The 16,023-nt window shown below is 65.6% G+C and carries 15 protein-coding genes; all 15 read right to left on the bottom strand.

The window, feature by feature from the left end; translation table 11 throughout:
• The coding region (locus tag ACF8LI_RS05530; RefSeq protein WP_392414766.1) for an RHS repeat domain-containing protein at nt 1-1,217 on the bottom strand (1,217 nt) is incomplete at its 3' end.
• Complete coding sequence (locus tag ACF8LI_RS05535) at nt 1,217-2,149, bottom strand: TadE/TadG family type IV pilus assembly protein (RefSeq protein ID WP_151019794.1); 933 nt, start codon at nt 2,147-2,149, stop codon at nt 1,217-1,219. The genes ACF8LI_RS05535 and ACF8LI_RS05530, both read right to left, overlap by 1 nt.
• 59 nt (nt 2,150-2,208) lie before the next feature.
• Nucleotides 2,209-3,372, bottom strand: coding sequence for a hypothetical protein (locus tag ACF8LI_RS05540; protein ID WP_016447821.1), 1,164 nt, complete (start codon nt 3,370-3,372; stop codon nt 2,209-2,211).
• Nucleotides 3,373-3,529: 157 nt separating this feature from the next.
• A complete protein-coding gene (locus tag ACF8LI_RS05545) occupies nt 3,530-3,910 on the bottom strand; it encodes a DUF192 domain-containing protein (protein ID WP_227469496.1) in 381 nt (126 codons plus the stop codon).
• 5 nt (nt 3,911-3,915) lie between these two features.
• Complete coding sequence (locus ACF8LI_RS05550; RefSeq protein ID WP_034363837.1) at nt 3,916-4,848, bottom strand: type II secretion system F family protein; 933 nt, start codon at nt 4,846-4,848, stop codon at nt 3,916-3,918.
• Nucleotides 4,849-4,858: 10 nt separating this feature from the next.
• Nucleotides 4,859-5,728 (bottom strand): type II secretion system F family protein, encoded by an 870-nt coding sequence (locus ACF8LI_RS05555; protein WP_016447818.1) that lies wholly within the window; start codon nt 5,726-5,728, stop codon nt 4,859-4,861.
• A complete protein-coding gene (locus tag ACF8LI_RS05560; protein ID WP_392414765.1) occupies nt 5,725-7,482 on the bottom strand; it encodes an ATPase, T2SS/T4P/T4SS family in 1,758 nt (585 codons plus the stop codon). The genes ACF8LI_RS05555 and ACF8LI_RS05560 overlap by 4 nt, the downstream gene beginning before the upstream one ends.
• Nucleotides 7,479-9,707 (bottom strand): pilus assembly protein N-terminal domain-containing protein, encoded by a 2,229-nt coding sequence (locus ACF8LI_RS05565; protein ID WP_392429808.1) that lies wholly within the window; start codon nt 9,705-9,707, stop codon nt 7,479-7,481. The genes ACF8LI_RS05560 and ACF8LI_RS05565 overlap by 4 nt, the downstream gene beginning before the upstream one ends.
• A 51-nt stretch (nt 9,708-9,758) precedes the next feature.
• Nucleotides 9,759-10,775: a Flp pilus assembly protein CpaB gene (gene cpaB / locus ACF8LI_RS05570; RefSeq protein WP_061287410.1), complete on the bottom strand. Its 1,017-nt coding sequence runs from the start codon at nt 10,773-10,775 to the stop codon at nt 9,759-9,761.
• Between the two features lie 10 nt (nt 10,776-10,785).
• Nucleotides 10,786-10,965: a hypothetical protein gene (locus ACF8LI_RS05575; RefSeq protein ID WP_016447814.1), complete on the bottom strand. Its 180-nt coding sequence runs from the start codon at nt 10,963-10,965 to the stop codon at nt 10,786-10,788.
• Nucleotides 10,962-11,693 carry a hypothetical protein gene (locus tag ACF8LI_RS05580; RefSeq protein ID WP_392414763.1) on the bottom strand — a complete coding sequence of 244 codons (732 nt, stop codon included), beginning with the start codon at nt 11,691-11,693 and terminating at the stop codon, nt 10,962-10,964. The genes ACF8LI_RS05575 and ACF8LI_RS05580 overlap by 4 nt, the downstream gene beginning before the upstream one ends.
• Nucleotides 11,694-11,707: 14 nt before the next feature.
• On the bottom strand, nt 11,708-12,520 hold the full coding sequence (locus ACF8LI_RS05585; protein WP_392414762.1) for a hypothetical protein: 813 nt from the start codon (nt 12,518-12,520) through the stop codon (nt 11,708-11,710).
• Nucleotides 12,517-14,001, bottom strand: a complete 1,485-nt coding sequence (locus tag ACF8LI_RS05590) for a pilus assembly protein TadG-related protein (RefSeq protein ID WP_392414761.1) — start codon at nt 13,999-14,001, stop codon at nt 12,517-12,519. The genes ACF8LI_RS05585 and ACF8LI_RS05590 overlap by 4 nt, the downstream gene beginning before the upstream one ends.
• Before the next feature lie 12 nt (nt 14,002-14,013).
• Complete coding sequence (locus ACF8LI_RS05595) at nt 14,014-14,280, bottom strand: Flp family type IVb pilin (protein ID WP_016447810.1); 267 nt, start codon at nt 14,278-14,280, stop codon at nt 14,014-14,016.
• Between the two features lie 748 nt (nt 14,281-15,028).
• A complete protein-coding gene (gene queF, locus ACF8LI_RS05600) occupies nt 15,029-15,877 on the bottom strand; it encodes an NADPH-dependent 7-cyano-7-deazaguanine reductase QueF (protein ID WP_016447808.1) in 849 nt (282 codons plus the stop codon).
• Nucleotides 15,878-16,023: the final 146 nt, after the last annotated feature.

Raw genomic sequence — 16,023 nt, forward strand, 5'->3', positions numbered from 1 at the left:
AGGCTGTTGGTGAGGGTGTTCTTCCAGGGCTGGCTGAGGTCCAGGGTGACTTTTTCCTGCTGGCTGTCCGGCGGGCCGCGCACGCTCAAGATAGCGCGGCCGGTGTCGCCGTAGGCGTAGCTGGCGATGCGCTCGTCCATGGGCTTGCCGTCGCTGCCCTGGCCCTGGACGCTGATGCCCGTGAGCAAGGTGGGGTGGCGCGGGTCCTCATAGTGGTAGTGGCGCTGGACCGGGGCTTGGCCATCGGCCGACGGGAGGCTGACCTGCACGAGGCTGGCGTTCAGCTTGGCCTGGGGCTGGGTGCTGCCGGGCAACGGTGCGCTGCCGTGGCGGTAGCCGATGCGGCCCAGCGGGGTGTCGATGGCCTGCACGCCGGTGAAGCTGTCCTCGCCCGAAGATTGGGCGTAGTGCAGGCGCAGGCTGCGCCCCTGCGGGTCGGTGACCTTGAGCAGGCGGTTGCCCTTGGCGTTGTAGTCCAGGCGGACCTGTTCGCCCGAGGGCAGGCTGATGCGGGTCAGGCGCCCCCGGTGGTTGAAGCGCAGCTCGCGCCCGTCCATCCACTGCCAGGTGTAGTGCCGTTCCTGGCCGGGCGTGGTTTCCTTGGTGCCCTTTGTATCCGTGCCTTCGATGCGCACGATGCCGTTGCCCGGCTGCTCGCTGGCGCACAGGCTGGGGTGCTCGCGCAGCTTGCTGAAGATGATGCGGGTGCCGTCGGCCTGCACGATCTGCAGGTTGGTGGGGTGGTCGTACAGGCGGGCCTCGTAGCTGAGCAGCCAGCCGCGGCCGAGCAGGCCTGGCGGCACGTAGGCCCGGCTGTAGCTGCTGTTGTAGTGGCGCACGACTTCCAGGCCGAGCACGCCGGGCAAGGCGGGCATGTCCACTTCGCGCTGGTATTTGTTGCCGTTGATGAGGTGGATGGGGTTGCCTGCGCCCTGGTTGGTGCTGCTGGAGTTGCCCTGGGTGGCGGGGCCGGCGCCGCCGCAGGGGCTGCCGCCGGGCGTGGGGGTGCAGGTGCCGCCGCCCGAGCCGCCACCGCCACCGCCGAGGTCGATGCCGCCGCCCGTGCCGGGGGCGCAGCTTTGCACGGTGGGGTCGCATTTGCTGGAGCCGCCGCCCAGGTTGGGGGCGGCGGCTGCGGGGGAGGCCTGGGCCAGCAGTGAGGCGATGCACAGCAGGGCGCTGCCCAGCAGGGGGGTGAGATGGGGTCTATTCAACATCATGCGTCTCCCGTGCAGTTGGGGCAGTCAGCCCCTTTACAGTCGTTGTCGTTTCCATCTCCATTGCCTCCATCTCCATTTCCATCTCCTCCATCTCCGGTGCCATCGCCGCCGTCGTCTTCATCGCCCTCATCGCCCGGCCCCGGCGGCCCGACCGTGGTGCAGCCCACGGTTTCGCAATCGGGCGGTTCACCGGGTTCCGATGTATCGGGCTGGCCTGGGTCCTGCGGATTGCCCTTGTTGCCTGTGTCGGGGATGGATACCGTGGCATCGCTTTGCATGGCGTCGCTTTGCATGTGCAAGGTGGCCTGCGCGACGATGGGCAGTCGACCGTGCTGGATGAGTTCGGTGTGGAAGGGGTCGCTGCCGTCGTCCAGCCAGCGCAGGTAGTGCTGGTAGATGCCGCGCACCAGCGGGATCTTGAGTTCGTAGCCGTGGGTGACGCGGATCTTGAGCAGGTTGGCGTCCTGCACGCTCTGGCCCGACTTGCTGCCAATGTCTTTTTTGTCCCGGTGCGCCAGGCCGGCGTTGGGGATGGCGGGCACGCCATATTTCTCTTTCAGGTGGGGCTCGCTCCAGTCCTCGAAGCTCTCGCGCGTGGGGTTGATGAGGTCGATGCGCAGGTGGTCTTTAAGGTCGGCCTTGGCCTTGGCCTTGGCATCCGCCAGTTCGGTGCTGTTGCTGCCACCGCCATACAGCGGAACCATGGCGCGCAGATAGGCGTCACGGATATCGTCCATGCGCGCATGGGCCATGGTGCCCGCGCGGGCGGCCATGAAGCTGGCGTGATTGATCTGGTTCTTGTTGAAGAAAACCAGGCCGTACTGCAGCAGGGCCAGCCCCAGCAGGGTGATGATGGGGCCGACCACGGTGAACTCGACCATGGCGCTGCCGCGCTGGCGCGGCCTGCGGAATGAGGTGCTCTGGCGCATGAGGATGCCTGCAGGTTTGCGGCCAGCGGACGGGCTTGTATCCACCCGCTGGCCATGCTTCAGGGCCTGTTTGGGTGTGGCAGGGGGATGTGGATGGGCACGTCCGGTCCGGCCTTGTCCTTGCGCATCAGCATCAATTGCATGGTGCCCTGGGGGCCGGCGCCGAGGATGTGGATGATCTCGGCCTGCTTGCCGGTGATTTCGCCTTCGAGGCCATCGAGGGTGTAGTCCTGCCGGGTGAGGGGTGTGTCGGGCCGTGGAGCATCTGCGCGGACGTCGCTCGCAGGGCCTTCCAGCACGACGTTGATGCGTTGGCTGCGCGAGTCAGGGATCAACTGCGAGTTCACAAACGTCAGCTCTGGCACTTCCATCACTGTGCGCCTCTGGCTTTTGGGGTCTGTGTAGTCGATCTTTACGCCAGTGAGCTTGCCCGTGGCCGTATTGAATTCCGCCTCGTAGTTGACGCCGGTGTCCAGTATGTCGGTGGTGTACGGGTCCAGCCGTTGTGCCGTGCCGGCCAGCGTGCTGACACTGCCGATATAGGTCACGGTCGGCTCGCTCGGCGCCTGGCTCTGGTCGGTGAGCAGTCTGATGGCGGAAATCCAGTTGGTGTTTTCGCTGCGCATGTTGGGCATGCGGCCGACCATGCTGAGGTTCTGGCCTTCCGAGAAGGTGGTGCCCCAGATGCCTTCCTCGTGCTGGTCCGGTGGTCCTACGAGGAAGATGACGCCTGCATCGCCGCTGATGTTCTTGTAGTGGCTCTGGCCCGCCTCCGGGTAGTGCGTGACTTGCGGGTACTGCCTGCCCTGCACGATGAAGGTGTTGCGCCCTACCTGGAAGTCGCGCCTTGCCATGCCGTAGGAGCTGTAGATGAAACTGCTTTCGATGGCCTGGCCCGGCTGCTGGCTATAGGTGAGTGTGGTGTTGTGGATCACACCCATGCCGCTGAAATCGATCAACGACGTTTGTGCATCGGGATCGGTGATGAGTTTGATCAGGTCAGACTCCTCAATGGCCGATGAGGTGGGTTGCAGACAGCTGCCCGTGCTGCTGAGTTTGGTGCACAGCGGGCCTGAGGGGGCGATGAAGACGCCGGAACTGGCGGTGCCTCCGGGGCCTGGGTCTCCCGCGCCGCCTTCGTTGCCGGAGCCGCCACCGCAGGCGGTCAGGGCCAGGCCAGCGGCGCAGGCCAGTAGCCAGGATGAAGGGTGTGTCAGCCGCATGTGCGTGGCACCGTGGTCTGTGGGAGAGGTGATGGATGGATGGTGCATGTCCGTCGGTTTTTCAATGCGTAGTGGAGGAAGGCCGGCAGGGCCGGCTGGCAATTCACTTTGGTGTGTTCTGGGCAATGCGTTGTGTGGGCACCTCCGCGGCGTTGTATTAGGAGTTGGACCCGTCAGGGGTGAAGGCGCAGACGTTCAGCGCAGCCCCGGCACCTTCGATGGGCCAGGGCTGCAACTGCATGCCCGGCACCAGGCCCTGGCAGGCGATGGCACCTGCACGCATCTCCAGCACATGGGCGCTGCCGCGTCCGCCCCGGCTGAAGCGCCAGGGGTCAACGCCAGGGCGCAGGCCGGTGATGCGGCCCTGCCGGTCGAGGTAGACGATGTCGATGGCCTGCCGCATGAAGCAGGTGTGCACGCTGGTGCAGCGCGCGATGAGCAATGCGCAGCGGGCGGCGGGTTGGGCCTGGCCCATGAGGCCGGCAAGGCGCTGCCAGAAGCCGCAGGCCTGGCGCACCAGGAAGGGGGAGGGCGGCATCCGCATCACAGACCCGAGTTCAACAGCTTCATCGCTATGGGGAACAGCAAGACGATGAAGGTGCAGGGAAAGATGAAGGCGATCAGCGGAAAGAGCATCTTCACGGGCGCTTCCATCGCGAGTTTTTCCGCGCGCATGAAGCGTTCGGAGCGGCGCTGATCGGCCTGTGCCCGCAGCACGGGGCCGAGGTTCATGCCCATGCTCTCTGCCTGGATCACGGCGGAGGTGAAGTTGGCGACGCTCGGCTCGTTCAGGCGCTCGGCCATGCCGCGCAGTGCTTCGGCACGCGCCTTGCCGGCGCGTATATCGCGCAGCACGCGCTGGAATTCGTCGCGCACCAGTCCCTGGGGGCCTTTGGCCACGGCCTGGGTCATGGCGCCCTGCATGTTCAGGCCGGCTTCCACGCACAGCGTGATGATGTCCAGGAAGAAGGGCAGCATGCGCAGCAGTTCGCGCCGGCGCACGGCGATGCGATCCCTGAGCCAGATGGCGGGGTAGGCCCAGCCCAGCAGTGCGCCTGCGGCCATGGCCTGCAGATAGATGGGCAGGGCGATGTGGCGTGCACCGCCATCGGCGCCCCGGGGCAGGCCGTCGAAGCTGGAGACCAGCCACCAGGCCGCCAGCGCGGCCACCCCGGCGCCGACGATGCGGCTGGCGATGAACTGCGCAGGACTGAGCGCGTAGTCCAGTCCCGCCTGTCGCAGCCGCAGTTGCACGGCTTGCGCGGTTCTGCCCGTTCCGAGCCGGGGCGACAGGTGGTGGCTGATCCACTGGATGGGCCACCAGACCATGCGCAGGGCCAGTGGCGGCGGATCCTTGTAGCTGCGGTCCTCGGCGGGAACGCTGCTCATCGAGTGGCCCAGGAGCCAGGCCACCAGGGCAGCACTGAGTCCGGCTGCCACAGCGATCAGGGCTAGTATCACGGTGTTGGAGTCCATGGTGCGGCCTTCAGACGTCGATGGCGACGATCTTTCGGATGACATAGATGCCCATGGCCTCGAAGCAGGCGATCACGGCCAGCGCCCCCCAGCCCACGCGGGAGTGCCAGAGCATGGACATGGCTTGCGGCTCCATCCGGTCGAGGATGAGCATGAGGACGAGGGGCAGGGCGCCAACGACCCAGGCCTGCAGTTTTCCCTGGGCGGTGAGGGAGCCGATCTTGGCTTCCATTTGCAGCCGGCTGCGCACGGTGGAGGCCGTGCGTTCCATGGTCTCGGCCAGGCCGCCTCCGGTTTCGCTGGCGATGCGCATGGCCGAGGTGATGAGCACGGTGCTCTGGGTGGGCACGCGCAGGCTCAGGTGATTGAGTGCCTGTTCCAGGGATACGCCCAGGCGCTGCTCGCGCAGCATCAGCGAGAACTCCTGGCTCAGCGGCGGGCGGGACTCGGCCACAAGCTGGGCGATGGCGCTGCTCAGGCCAATGCCGGCGCGCAGGCCGCCGCTGAGCATCATCAGCGCATCGGGCAACTGCTCTTCAAACTTGCGCAGCCGGCGCTTGCGCATGTGCCGGTACAGCAGCCGGGGCAGCAGCCCCAGCGCGAAGAAGGCGGGCACAGCCAGCAGATGGCTGCCGCTGACCAGCCACACCAGGACGCCGCCCAGCGACATGACTGCCAGGTTGGCCAGGAAGAGTTTGCGCGGGTCGATGAAGAGGAAGAATTCCGCGGCCTGAAAGCCGGCGCGCTCCGTGAAGCCGGCCCGGTAGCGCCTGAGCGTGGAGCCTCCCAGGTCCAAGGCCAGCCATGTCAGCAGACCGACGCAGAGGGCGACCACGGCCGTGATCAGGGCCAGGACGGTGTCTGGCGAGAGCCCGCTCATGGCCGCTCTCCGGCATGCAGGTCCGCGCTCTCGGAGCCCGGACGGAAGATATCCAGGTCCAGCGCATGGCCGCTGGCGCGCAGTTCGTCGTAGAAGTGGGGAACGACATCGCAGCCGGTGAACAGGCCCTGCACCTTGGCCAGGCCGTTGGCCTGGGCGGCATAGCCTTTGTTGGCAAAGCGGAACAGCTCCTGCAGCTGGATCTTTCCGCTTTCCATGCCGCTGACTTCGCAGATGTGGGTGACCAGGCGTGTGCCGCAGGCAAAGCGGGTCTGCTGCACGATGATGTCCACGGCGCTGGCGATCTGCTCGCGTATGGCCGCCAAGGGCAGTTCCATGCCGGCCATCAGCACCATGGTCTCCAGCCGGGCGAGCCCGTCTCGCGGGGTGTTGGCGTGCAGCGTGGTCAGAGATCCCTCATGGCCCGTGTTCATGGCCTGGAGCATGTCCAGCGCCTCGGCGCCGCGGCATTCGCCGACCACGATGCGGTCCGGGCGCATGCGCAGGGTGTTGCGCACCAGTTCTCGGATGGGCACGCCGCCCTTGCCTTCGACATTCGCGGGGCGCGACTCCAGGCTGATCAGGTGCTCGTGGGCCAGCTTGAGTTCGGCGGCGTCCTCGACGGTGATCACGCGTTCGCCGGACGGGATGAAGTTGGACAGGATGTTGAGCAGCGTGGTCTTGCCAGACCCCGTGCCGCCCGAGACGATGATGTTCTTGCGGGCCTCCACGCAGATGCGCAGGAAGTCGGCCATGGCCGGGCTGAGCGCGCCGAACTGCACAAGGTCGGCGGCATTGAGCTTGCGCCTGGCGAACTTGCGGATGGTCAGCGTGGAGCCCTTGAGCGCCAGCGGCGCGATGATGGCGTTGACGCGCGAGCCGTCCTTGAGCCGTGCATCGACCATGGGCGAGGATTCGTCGATGCGCCGGCCCAGCGGTGCCACGATGCGCTCGATCACGCCCATGACGGCGCGATCGCTGGTGAAGCTCAGGGCATGCTTTTGCAGGCGCCCCGCGCGCTCGACATAGATTTCGTCGAAGCGGTTGACCATGATTTCGCTGACCGTTTCGTCGGCCAGCAATTCCTCCAGCGGCCCCAGCCCCACGGCCTCGTCCAGAACCTGCCTGCGCAGCGCGTTGCGGTCCAGCTGGGCCGGTATCTCGTCGTCCATGTCCTGCAGCGTTCTGGCGATGAGCCGGTCCGCCTCGGCGCGCAGGTGTTCGTCGGACATGCTGGAGACGTCATGGCGGCGCAGGTCCATGGTGTCGATGAGCTTGGTGTGCAGGCGCTTGCGCCATTCGAATTGCAGCGCCTGAAAGTGGGCGTCCCCGGGCTCGGCTGCCGCAGGCTCGGGCGCGTCGGCAGGCGCTGCCAGCGCCGTGTCCTGTGTGCTCTCCATGGGCGCTGTGGTGGCGGCATGCGCTGCGGCCGGTACAGGAAAAGGCGCGGCTTGCGGCTCTTCACCGCTGTTCAGGATGCGCAACTGGAACGGGCCAATGCCGATGAGGTCGCCGTTTTGCAGCGGGCCGTATTGGGCGGTGATGCGCTGACCGTTGACCAGCACGCCGCCGAAGCTGCCTGCGTCGTCGATCAGCACGCCCGAGGGGCTGGTGAAAAGGCGTGCATGCTCCTTGGCAAGGCGCCAGTTGTCCAGGCGGACTTCGCACTGGGAGCCTTTGCCGATGGAGCACATATCGGGCACGCTCAACGGCTGGTGCCGGCCGTCGGGGTGGATGATTTCAAGGTCGATCATGGGGGGCTGCCGGTTGCGGAGGTCAGGGGAGAAAGCCACTGGGTCTCGGCCCAGCCCAGCCGGTCATTGATGCGCACGGCCGAGAACTGGGCCTGCGGGGCCTGGGGCAGCACCTGCACAAGGCTGCCCACGGGCAGGTTCTGGAGGACGGGGGCGTTGATGTCGGGGGACACGCGAAGGGCAAGCCGATCAAGGCCCACACGGTAGGTGCCTGGTGCGGAGTGGCCCGTGGTGGCGCCGGATTCATGGGGCGTGAGAGCCCGGCCTTGCCGCGCCTGGCGCGCATGGGGTCCGTCGGGTGCGGGCTTCATGCCGGGGACGTGCGCGACGGGCTGCAGGCTTTCATCGCGCACCCAGCCCGTCAGGGCTGCGACCGCCACCGCGCGCCAGCCGGAGTGCGGGTTGTGGGCGGCAGATGAACCGGGTGCGGCACGCACGAAACTGCCTTGGCCCAGTTGCAGCAGGGTGTCGCTTTGCGCCCGAGGTTCGGCATGCAAGGCCAGCCCGTCATGCACCACGCGCCAGTGGTTGACCAGCGGCTGGTCCGCTGCTGCCGCGGAGGCCAGCGGGTTGCCGGTGTGCGGCAGGGCGGGCCAGTGTTCGGGCAGGGTCGCGGTGGCCGGTGCGGGCAGGGGCCGCACTGGCGCGGGGAGTTCCTGCACAGGCGCCGCGATGCTGGCGCTTGCGCTGGCCACAGGCAGGGGCGCCAGCCGGGGAGGATGCTCGGGCGCAGGGCCGGGTTCGGTCAGGTAGGGCTGGGGACCGTAGCGCTGGCCCAGGCGCGCACCGGCGTCTTCCACGCGCTGCAGCAGGCCCGGCGATCGGCTGTTGATCACCGTGGGCGTGACGAAGACCACCAATTCGGTCTCTTCGTTCTGGAATCGCTGGGACCGGAACAGGGCACCCAGCACGGGCAGGTCTCCCAGGAAGGGAACCTTGTCGACGTTGTCGCCACCTTTGCGCGACAGCAAGCCGGCCAGCACCATGGTCTCGCCGTCCTGGACGTTGAATTCGGTGAAGGTGCGCCGAGTGCTCAACCCGGGCCCCGAGGGCGTGGAGAACGACGGGTCGATGTTGCTGACCTCGCTGTCGATCTCGGCCCTGATGACGCCGTTGCGGTCCACGCGCGGCGTGATGCGCAGCTTGACGCCGTAGGGCTTGAACATGACCACGGGGCCGTAGATCGTGGCCACGGAGTACGGATATTCGCCACCGGCCAGGAACTCGGCCTTGGAGCCGTTGCGAGCCGACAGCTGGGGCTGGGCAAGAATGCTGGCCTTTCCGTCGCGGGCCAGCAGGTCCAGCTTTGCGGTCAGGCCCATGTTGACGGCGGTGAGGATGTTCAGGCCTTGGGGCAGCGGGCCTTTGTCACCGCTGTCCGGGGTGATTGGCGGATTCTGGACGCCGATGACCAGACCGGGCTGATGGCCGCGCCGCGCCGGCGCCCAGATGCCTCCCACGCTGGCCCCGCCCTGGGCGGTCCAGCGCAAGCCGAATTCGCGCAGCTCATTGACCGGGAATTCGACCACCTTCACGTCCATGAGCACCATCTGCTCCCAGCCGATCTGGTTGGTGAAGTTGATGATCTGCGGGTAGTGCTTTCTGAGGTCTTCGATCTTCTTGAGATCGACATCGCTGAGATGGTCCCCTTCGACCACGACCTTGTCACCGATGATGGAGGCCCGCGCGTTGGGGATGGTGCTGAGAAAGGCTGCGATCTCGCGCGCATGGCGGCTTGTGTCGCCGCGCACCACATGGATCTTGACGCGCTGATATCGGCCGTCGGCGTTCCACACGAACAGCGAGGAGGTGCCGATCTCGTTGGCGAAGATGATGACCTCGCGCTCGTCCAGCGCGGCGGCCGTCAGCACCCGGCCATTGCCCACGGCAATGCGCGCCACGCCGGGGCTGGGGAAGACGCGCGATTCGCCCACGAACATCTCGATTTCCGGCACCCGAGCCTGGTCGTCCGGTTTCTGTATGGGGCGGTACGGCTGGCCCGCCGCTGCCTCGCGGCTGGGCACGCCCTGCAGCATGGGCGCGAATCCACCCGGCATGCCTAGGGACTGCGCAGAGCTTGTTGCATCCTCTGGTATCTGGGCTGTTGCCGGGCCGGCCAGGCTCCAGCCCAGTGCCAGCACGAAGCCGCAGCGCAAGGCATGCAGAAAGGGCGTTGGACTGGAGCGGGCGGACAGGGATGCAGTGTGGGCTGAACGGATGGACATTGGGATCAGGCGCATGGAGCGATGAAAAAGGCAGGAGCGGGTGAGACGCCTTCAGCGAGGCAACGCGCTTGGCTGGATCGGGAAGGACGCAGGGAAAAGAGGAGCCTGGCCTGGTTGCAGTGCGGCTTGCGGGGCTGGCTGCACAGGCGTGGGGGCTGCGGCTGCCTCGGGCGGGCCTTCGCCGGCATCGTGGGCCTTGTCCTGGCGCAGCAGCAGGTCTTCGGGCTTGAAGTCCATGCGGCGTCCGCCATAGAGCACGGGAACGGCTCGGCCCGGTGATTGCGCTGCGCCCGCTGTCTGAATCAGGGACTGCACGTCGCCTGCCAGGCCCAGCAGGGCGGCCATGGCAGCGCTGTCTTCTTCGACAACCTCCGAGTCCTTGGGATTGCGTAGCAAGGCGGTGATCTTTCCCGCCTCGCGCGCGATGATCACGCTGCGGGCCTGCGCCTTGGAGGTGTCCAGCGTGACCGTGGAGTACTGGCGCCGCTCACCGCTTCTGGGGTCATCCACGGACCGCTGGCCGGTGGCCATGACCTGGACGTTCTGCAGCAGTGGAAAGGTGGTCTTGCGGCCTTTCTGATCCAGGGTGAGCATCAGGTCGATGGCATCCCCCGGCTCCAGCAGGCCCGAGATGGAGTTGATCTCGTCCACATGCACGGTGATGGCGCGCCGCCCTACCTCGATACGGGCCGAGAAGGTCGGCACCTTGTCGCCTTCGAGCAGGTTCCACAGCAGGATGTCGCCGTGCTGCATGCCATGCTCCAGCGCGCGGCCTGCAATGCGGGAAAAATCCTCGGGGCCGATGGCCAGCGAGTGCGCGTAGTCGTGGGGAACGTCGCGCACGGCAATGGTCTCCTTGGAGATGGGCTCGCCTTTGCTGAGATTGCGCTTGGCAACGATCAGCGGCCGGGTTTTGCTTTTTCCGCGCGCTTCTATGGCCTCCATCTGGCGATGCAGGTAACTGCGTGCAATGACGGCTGCGCCCAGGCCGATGGCCAGGGCCATGGCAAGAGCGACCCAGGTTTTGTTGGGACGCAGGGCGGTGATTCGGGCGAGTGCGGAGTTCATGGCTGACGGGTCAAATGGGCAGGGAGAGGGCGAAGCTGAACTTCTGGTAGGCAGCCTGCAGGGCGAGCAGCAACTGGTGCAGCACGCTGTTGCTGTCCACCATGCCGACGCCCAGCGCGAAGGCCAGGGCCGCGCAGACCACGGCGTACTCCACCGAGGACTGGCCGCGCAGGCGATGGGCAAGCTTCATGGCGCGGTCTCCACCGCCACGCTGGTGACGAGAACGATGCTGGTGAGGCCCAGCGCATTGCGGGAAATGACGGCCGTCGCCTCTTTGCCCGGGCCGCGCATCAGCACCGTGATGGCGCCGGTCTCAGAGCCGAACGCGTGGGCCTTGGTGTCTGTGGCGGCGTCGAAGCGGCGTTCCAGCGCATAGCCCTGCTCCTGCAGCGCCGCAGTGAGGCGTTGCGCATTGAGCGCCTCGCCGTGCCTGTTCGTGGCAACGAGATGGGTGGACAGCTGGCCACCGTCCTGGGTGTTCAGCAGGCTGGCGATCTCGGTTCCCGCTGGCAGCAGGCGCCGCCATCGGGCTCTTTCCCCCTGGCTGCGGGCCTTGCCGCTCAAGGCTGCGCGCAGGTGGGTGACAGCGACAAGGCCACGCGTGCCGCCGTCGGGGGCGGGTTCCAGTCGGATGGTGAGGTAGTGCTCGCCCTGGGCGCGGCCCAGAATGCGGCGGCCATCGCGCTGGTCGTCCATCAGGGGCTGGCCCAGGGTGCGCACCAACCAGTCGCCGGTCTGCCTGGGTGTGCTGCGGGTGGCGAAGCCGGTCAGCCGCATGGGCAGGCCGTCCAGGTCCATCTGCTGGCCGATGTGGTAGCTCCTGGCATGTTCGGGCAGCGGGATCTCGGGCCAGTTGGCCTGCGCAAAGGCATGGGTGAGCCCTGGCGTCAGCAGGCCCAGGCAGATGGAACGGAGCATGCGGGCCGTTGTCATCATTCGGCCCTGAGCCTGTCTGCCGGAACAATGTCCTGCCACTTGTCCAGGCGTCCGAACTTGGGGGCCGGCACCTCCATCAACTCGAAGACCGGTATGGCCACATCCAGCAGCGTCTCCACCGGGGAGAACAGGCTGTTGAGCGGCGCCAGCCGGCCGAACCGATCCATGGTCTGCTCCACGGAGCGCGAGGCCCAGGGCTCGATAAGCACGCTGGTGTGGCGTGTGACGCGCAGGTTCAGTTGGTCGAAGGGGGTGTAGCTTTGGATGCCTGCGGGCAGGTTGGCCAGGGGCACGGAGATGTTGGCGCGGTATATGCCCTGGGCGCGCAGGTCAAGCTGTGTGTGGCTGGCCAGGGGGACTATGCGAAATGGCACGCCGTCCCTGCTGGCCTTGAAGGCATTGCTGTGCGCTGTGGACTGGCTTTCGCCAAAGCTGACCGAGATGGTTGAAAAACGCGGGATCAGCGGATTGCCTGCAGGGTCCGTCCACAGCGGATTGCGGTGCGCGTCGAAATCACCTGCCGTGTCGCCCGTCTTGATGGGGGCATCGGGGCGGCTGAAGTAGCGCCTGCGCACTTCGGCTGCCAGTTGGTCAGGCTGCTTGGAGCTGCCTGCCGCGTCGTTGTGCACCGTGGCATCGAAGGCCGCATAGCGGCTGGCCATCTGGGTGGCATGGGCAATGTCCTGGTACTTGCCGATCATGGGCATCAGCAGGAACAGGCCCAGCAGGGGCGCTGCCATGGCCAGGAATTCGACCAGGGCCTGGCCTGCCTGCCGCCTTGGGTAGCGGGCGCGGTTCAGGAGGTTCATGGGATCTGCCCTCCCTGGCGTATCTGCTGGCCAAGTACATCGGTTTGGGAGTGGATAAGGCGTACCTGCCAGTAGGGGTTGAACAGGCTGGGCAGCTCCAGCGGGAGCCCCTGGCTTGCGCCATAGCGGTTATGACGCTGTGCCAAAGGGCGTTCGAAGAACACTTCGGACGTGGCAACGGCCACCATTTCGCCTTGGGCGACCTGGCTCTGATAGGCGTTGATGCGGCTGTCCGGCGTGCTGCTTATTTCGCTGGCGCCATCGGAGGTGCGCAATTCGCTGCGCGCCCGCGACAGGCGCACGCTGAACCGCAGCGTGGGGTCGTCGTCCTTGGTCAGTTGCGGCTTGCTCAGGTCGTAGTAGCTGGGCAGGCCGGTGTATTGGCGCCACTTGTTGGATGAGGCCTGGCTGGACGCCTTTGCGTTGGTGCGCGCACCTCCCAACCATGCGCCTGAATCATCCTGATCCTCGGGATGGGCCTGCTGTTCGCCCCAGGCGATGGGCTCTTCCCTGAGTCGGCAGCGTGGAATGAGCCCGCCCTTTCGCTGCGCGCGCCAGAACGACTCGGTGTCTTCAGCGATCCACTCGTCGTAGTTGACCAGTTCGGTACCGCCGCGTCGGCGCACCTCGCTTTTGCGCCACATGAGGATGCAGATTTCGTCTGGGCCAGGCACTTCTGCCTCGGCCGTCCAGACACGCTCCTTGGTGAATCTGTCGCTATGCGCCGCATACACAGCCAGTTTGGCCATGCGGCCTCGGTCCTTGCCGCTGTAGCTTTGGGTGAAGCCATCAAGGTCGTCGGTCAGCGCTACGGCGGCACCGGGGCCTATGGGCTCCACCTTTACGCTGCCATCGCCTGCGTAGTTGGCCTGGGCCACGTCCTTCATCACACTGCTGCGTATGTCCTGCAGGTAGGAGCGGGCGTGCAGCAGGTTGTGCGCCTTCTGTATTGCCTGTTTGTTGGCCTCCACGGCTGTGACCGTATCGAATGCCAGCGACGGCACCATCTTGGCCATCTGCTGGATGTACTGGCCCGCGTACTGCACGGTGGCGTAGCACATGATCGCGTACATCTCGTTGTAGTGGAATGCAGCACCGATCAATGCGCCCCAACCGGTGTAGTCAGCACATTCGGGGAACTGCGTGGGCAGGTTCTCCGCGTGGGTCTGTGCGTATTGCGCCCACGAGGACAGGCTCACCATCTGCGCCACCAGCACCTCGTTGGCGATCAGGGCGCGATTGCCGTAGGCCGTGAAATTCAGCGCCCGCGCGTGCATCACGCCGGCGCTGTAGGCCACGGCATCGGCCGTGCTGACGAGCTTGGTTTTTTCCTGCGAGAGCTGGCCGGTGTTGAACAGAAAGAACAGCGAGGCCAGTGCGCCCATCAGGACAAAGATGCCGTAGATCAGAGCCTGCCCGCGTTGCCCGTCCCGCCTCCGTATCCGTATCCGACCGCCGCGCAGGGTGGTGATGGTGTGCATGGGCAGGCCCGCTTACTTGTTCTCGTAGGCGTCGAGGCCCTTTTCCTTGCGCTCTCCATCAGCCTTGCCGGCGGCAGCTTCTGCCGCCTGGATGGCCTTCTTGGCTGACTTGCCGGCCACTTCATTGGCAATGCCGGAAGTCTGGGCGCGGATGGTTTCGCCAAAGTACTGGTAGACGGCAATGGCGGCCACGCCAATCAGGGCCACGATGATGATGTACTCGGTCATGCCCTGGCCGCGTTGCTTGCGAGATTGAAGTGAGGTATTGAAGGTGGTCATGCAAAAGCTCCTGTGCTGGTGGAAGAATCTGTAGGGACGTAAGCAGGCGGACGCAGGGCTGCAGCCGTGCATCACGGAAACGGGAAAAAGGGAAAACGCAATTCAGGAATAAGCGGGCACCAGGGCGGTGGCTGGCGGTTCTTCCGAATTGCGCATGTGCAGGGAATCAGCCGTGCCCAGGCACAGGGCCTTGGCGTCAGCGCACTGCGTCAAGGCGCTGAATGAAAGCGATGCATGGATGGTCTCTCCCTCAAGGTTGGCGGTGGACTGCCGCTTTGGCGCTGCGCGCCAGGACAGTTCTGCGTGGGGCATTGGCAGGAAAAAGGCACCTGCCTATGCCTGACTTTCAGGCGGCGATTCATTGCTGCCTGAAGTCATTTCTTGTGCCGCCAAGCCTATGAACTTTTTTCTCGCTTGTCTCTAAGACAACTCCTGACGATGTTTCTGAATGCATCGACGGAGATTTTTGCTGCCATTTCAATAGCAAGCTATTTAGTGAATTCCGTGTTTTCGATGATCCATCCGTGGCAGATAAATCGAGGCGAAATAGGCTCAAATAGGGTGATCTGAAAAGTCAATCTGAATCGATGCAGGACGATTCCTGTTTTTCAGAATTCAGGTGCGGGCCGCCGACAGGAGCCTGGGCGCGGGGCTCGATGGGCAGGAGTGCGGGCATGCCGCTGCGGCGTCGGCATGCCGGTGAAAAGCTTGAAATGACGGCCGGCCTGAGGATGGCCGGCCGCCTCTTTTACTGCCGTGCAGAGCGCACGTTGGCCGGCAGCGCGCCAGGATGGCTGGTGCGGAATGGGTTGATGTCCAGGCCGCCACGGCGCGTGTAGCGTGCGTACACCGAGAGCTTGATGGGGCGGCAGCGGGTCCAGATGTCCATGAAGATGCGTTCCACGCATTGCTCATGGAATTCGTTGTGGTTGCGGAAGCTCACCAGGTATTGCAGCAGGCCTTCCTGGTCGATCTGCGCGCCGCTGTAGCGGATCTGCACGCTGCCCCAGTCGGGTTGGCCCGTGACCAGGCAGTTGCTCTTGAGCAGGTGGCTGACGAGGGTCTCGGTGACGGGCGCTTCCTCGTGGTTGGCGTGCAGCAGCTCTGGGGCGGGCTGGTACTGCGTGCATTCCACGTCCAGGCGGTCCAGCAGCAGGCCGTCCAGTTCCTGAACCATTTCCTGGTCGAAGCGGTCCAGGCCGATGATCTTCACGCCGATGCTGCCCTTTTGCTCGCTGCCTCGCCATAGTGCTTCGGCCAGGTCGGTGCGAAGGCGTGCCTGGACTTCGGCCGCGTCGGCCAGGCGGGTGTTGTTGAAGCTGTTGAGGTAGAGCTTGAACGACTTGCTTTCGATGAGATTGGGGGTCTCGCAGGGAATCGTGAAATGCACGAGCGCCACCTGCGGCTTGCCGCGCAGGTTGAGCCAGGACAGTTCGAACGCCGTCCACAGGTCGGCGCCGAAGAAGGGCATCTGGCTTCCCTGAATGCCGATTTCCTCGCGCTTGGGCGCGCGGGGCAGGGGGAACAGCAGCGAGGGGGCGTACTGGTCGATGTAGGCAGAGCTTTTGCCCAGCTGGGATTGTTCGGGAGTGTTCATGGAAAAAGGGCCGGCCGTGCCGGCGCTGGTCAGGCCTGGACGGTCCGCGCGGAGCGCGTGGACCCAGGCTTTGAAGCTAACTGAATTTCCATGCCCGCAGGCATGGGCGGCCATATAAGGTCAATAAGGGTTGGTGCGCCCGGGTT

Origin of the sequence: Delftia sp. WSY_12, from assembly GCF_043104645.1 — a bacterium.
GTDB classification, from domain to species: Bacteria; Pseudomonadota; Gammaproteobacteria; order Burkholderiales; family Burkholderiaceae_C; genus Comamonas; species Comamonas tsuruhatensis.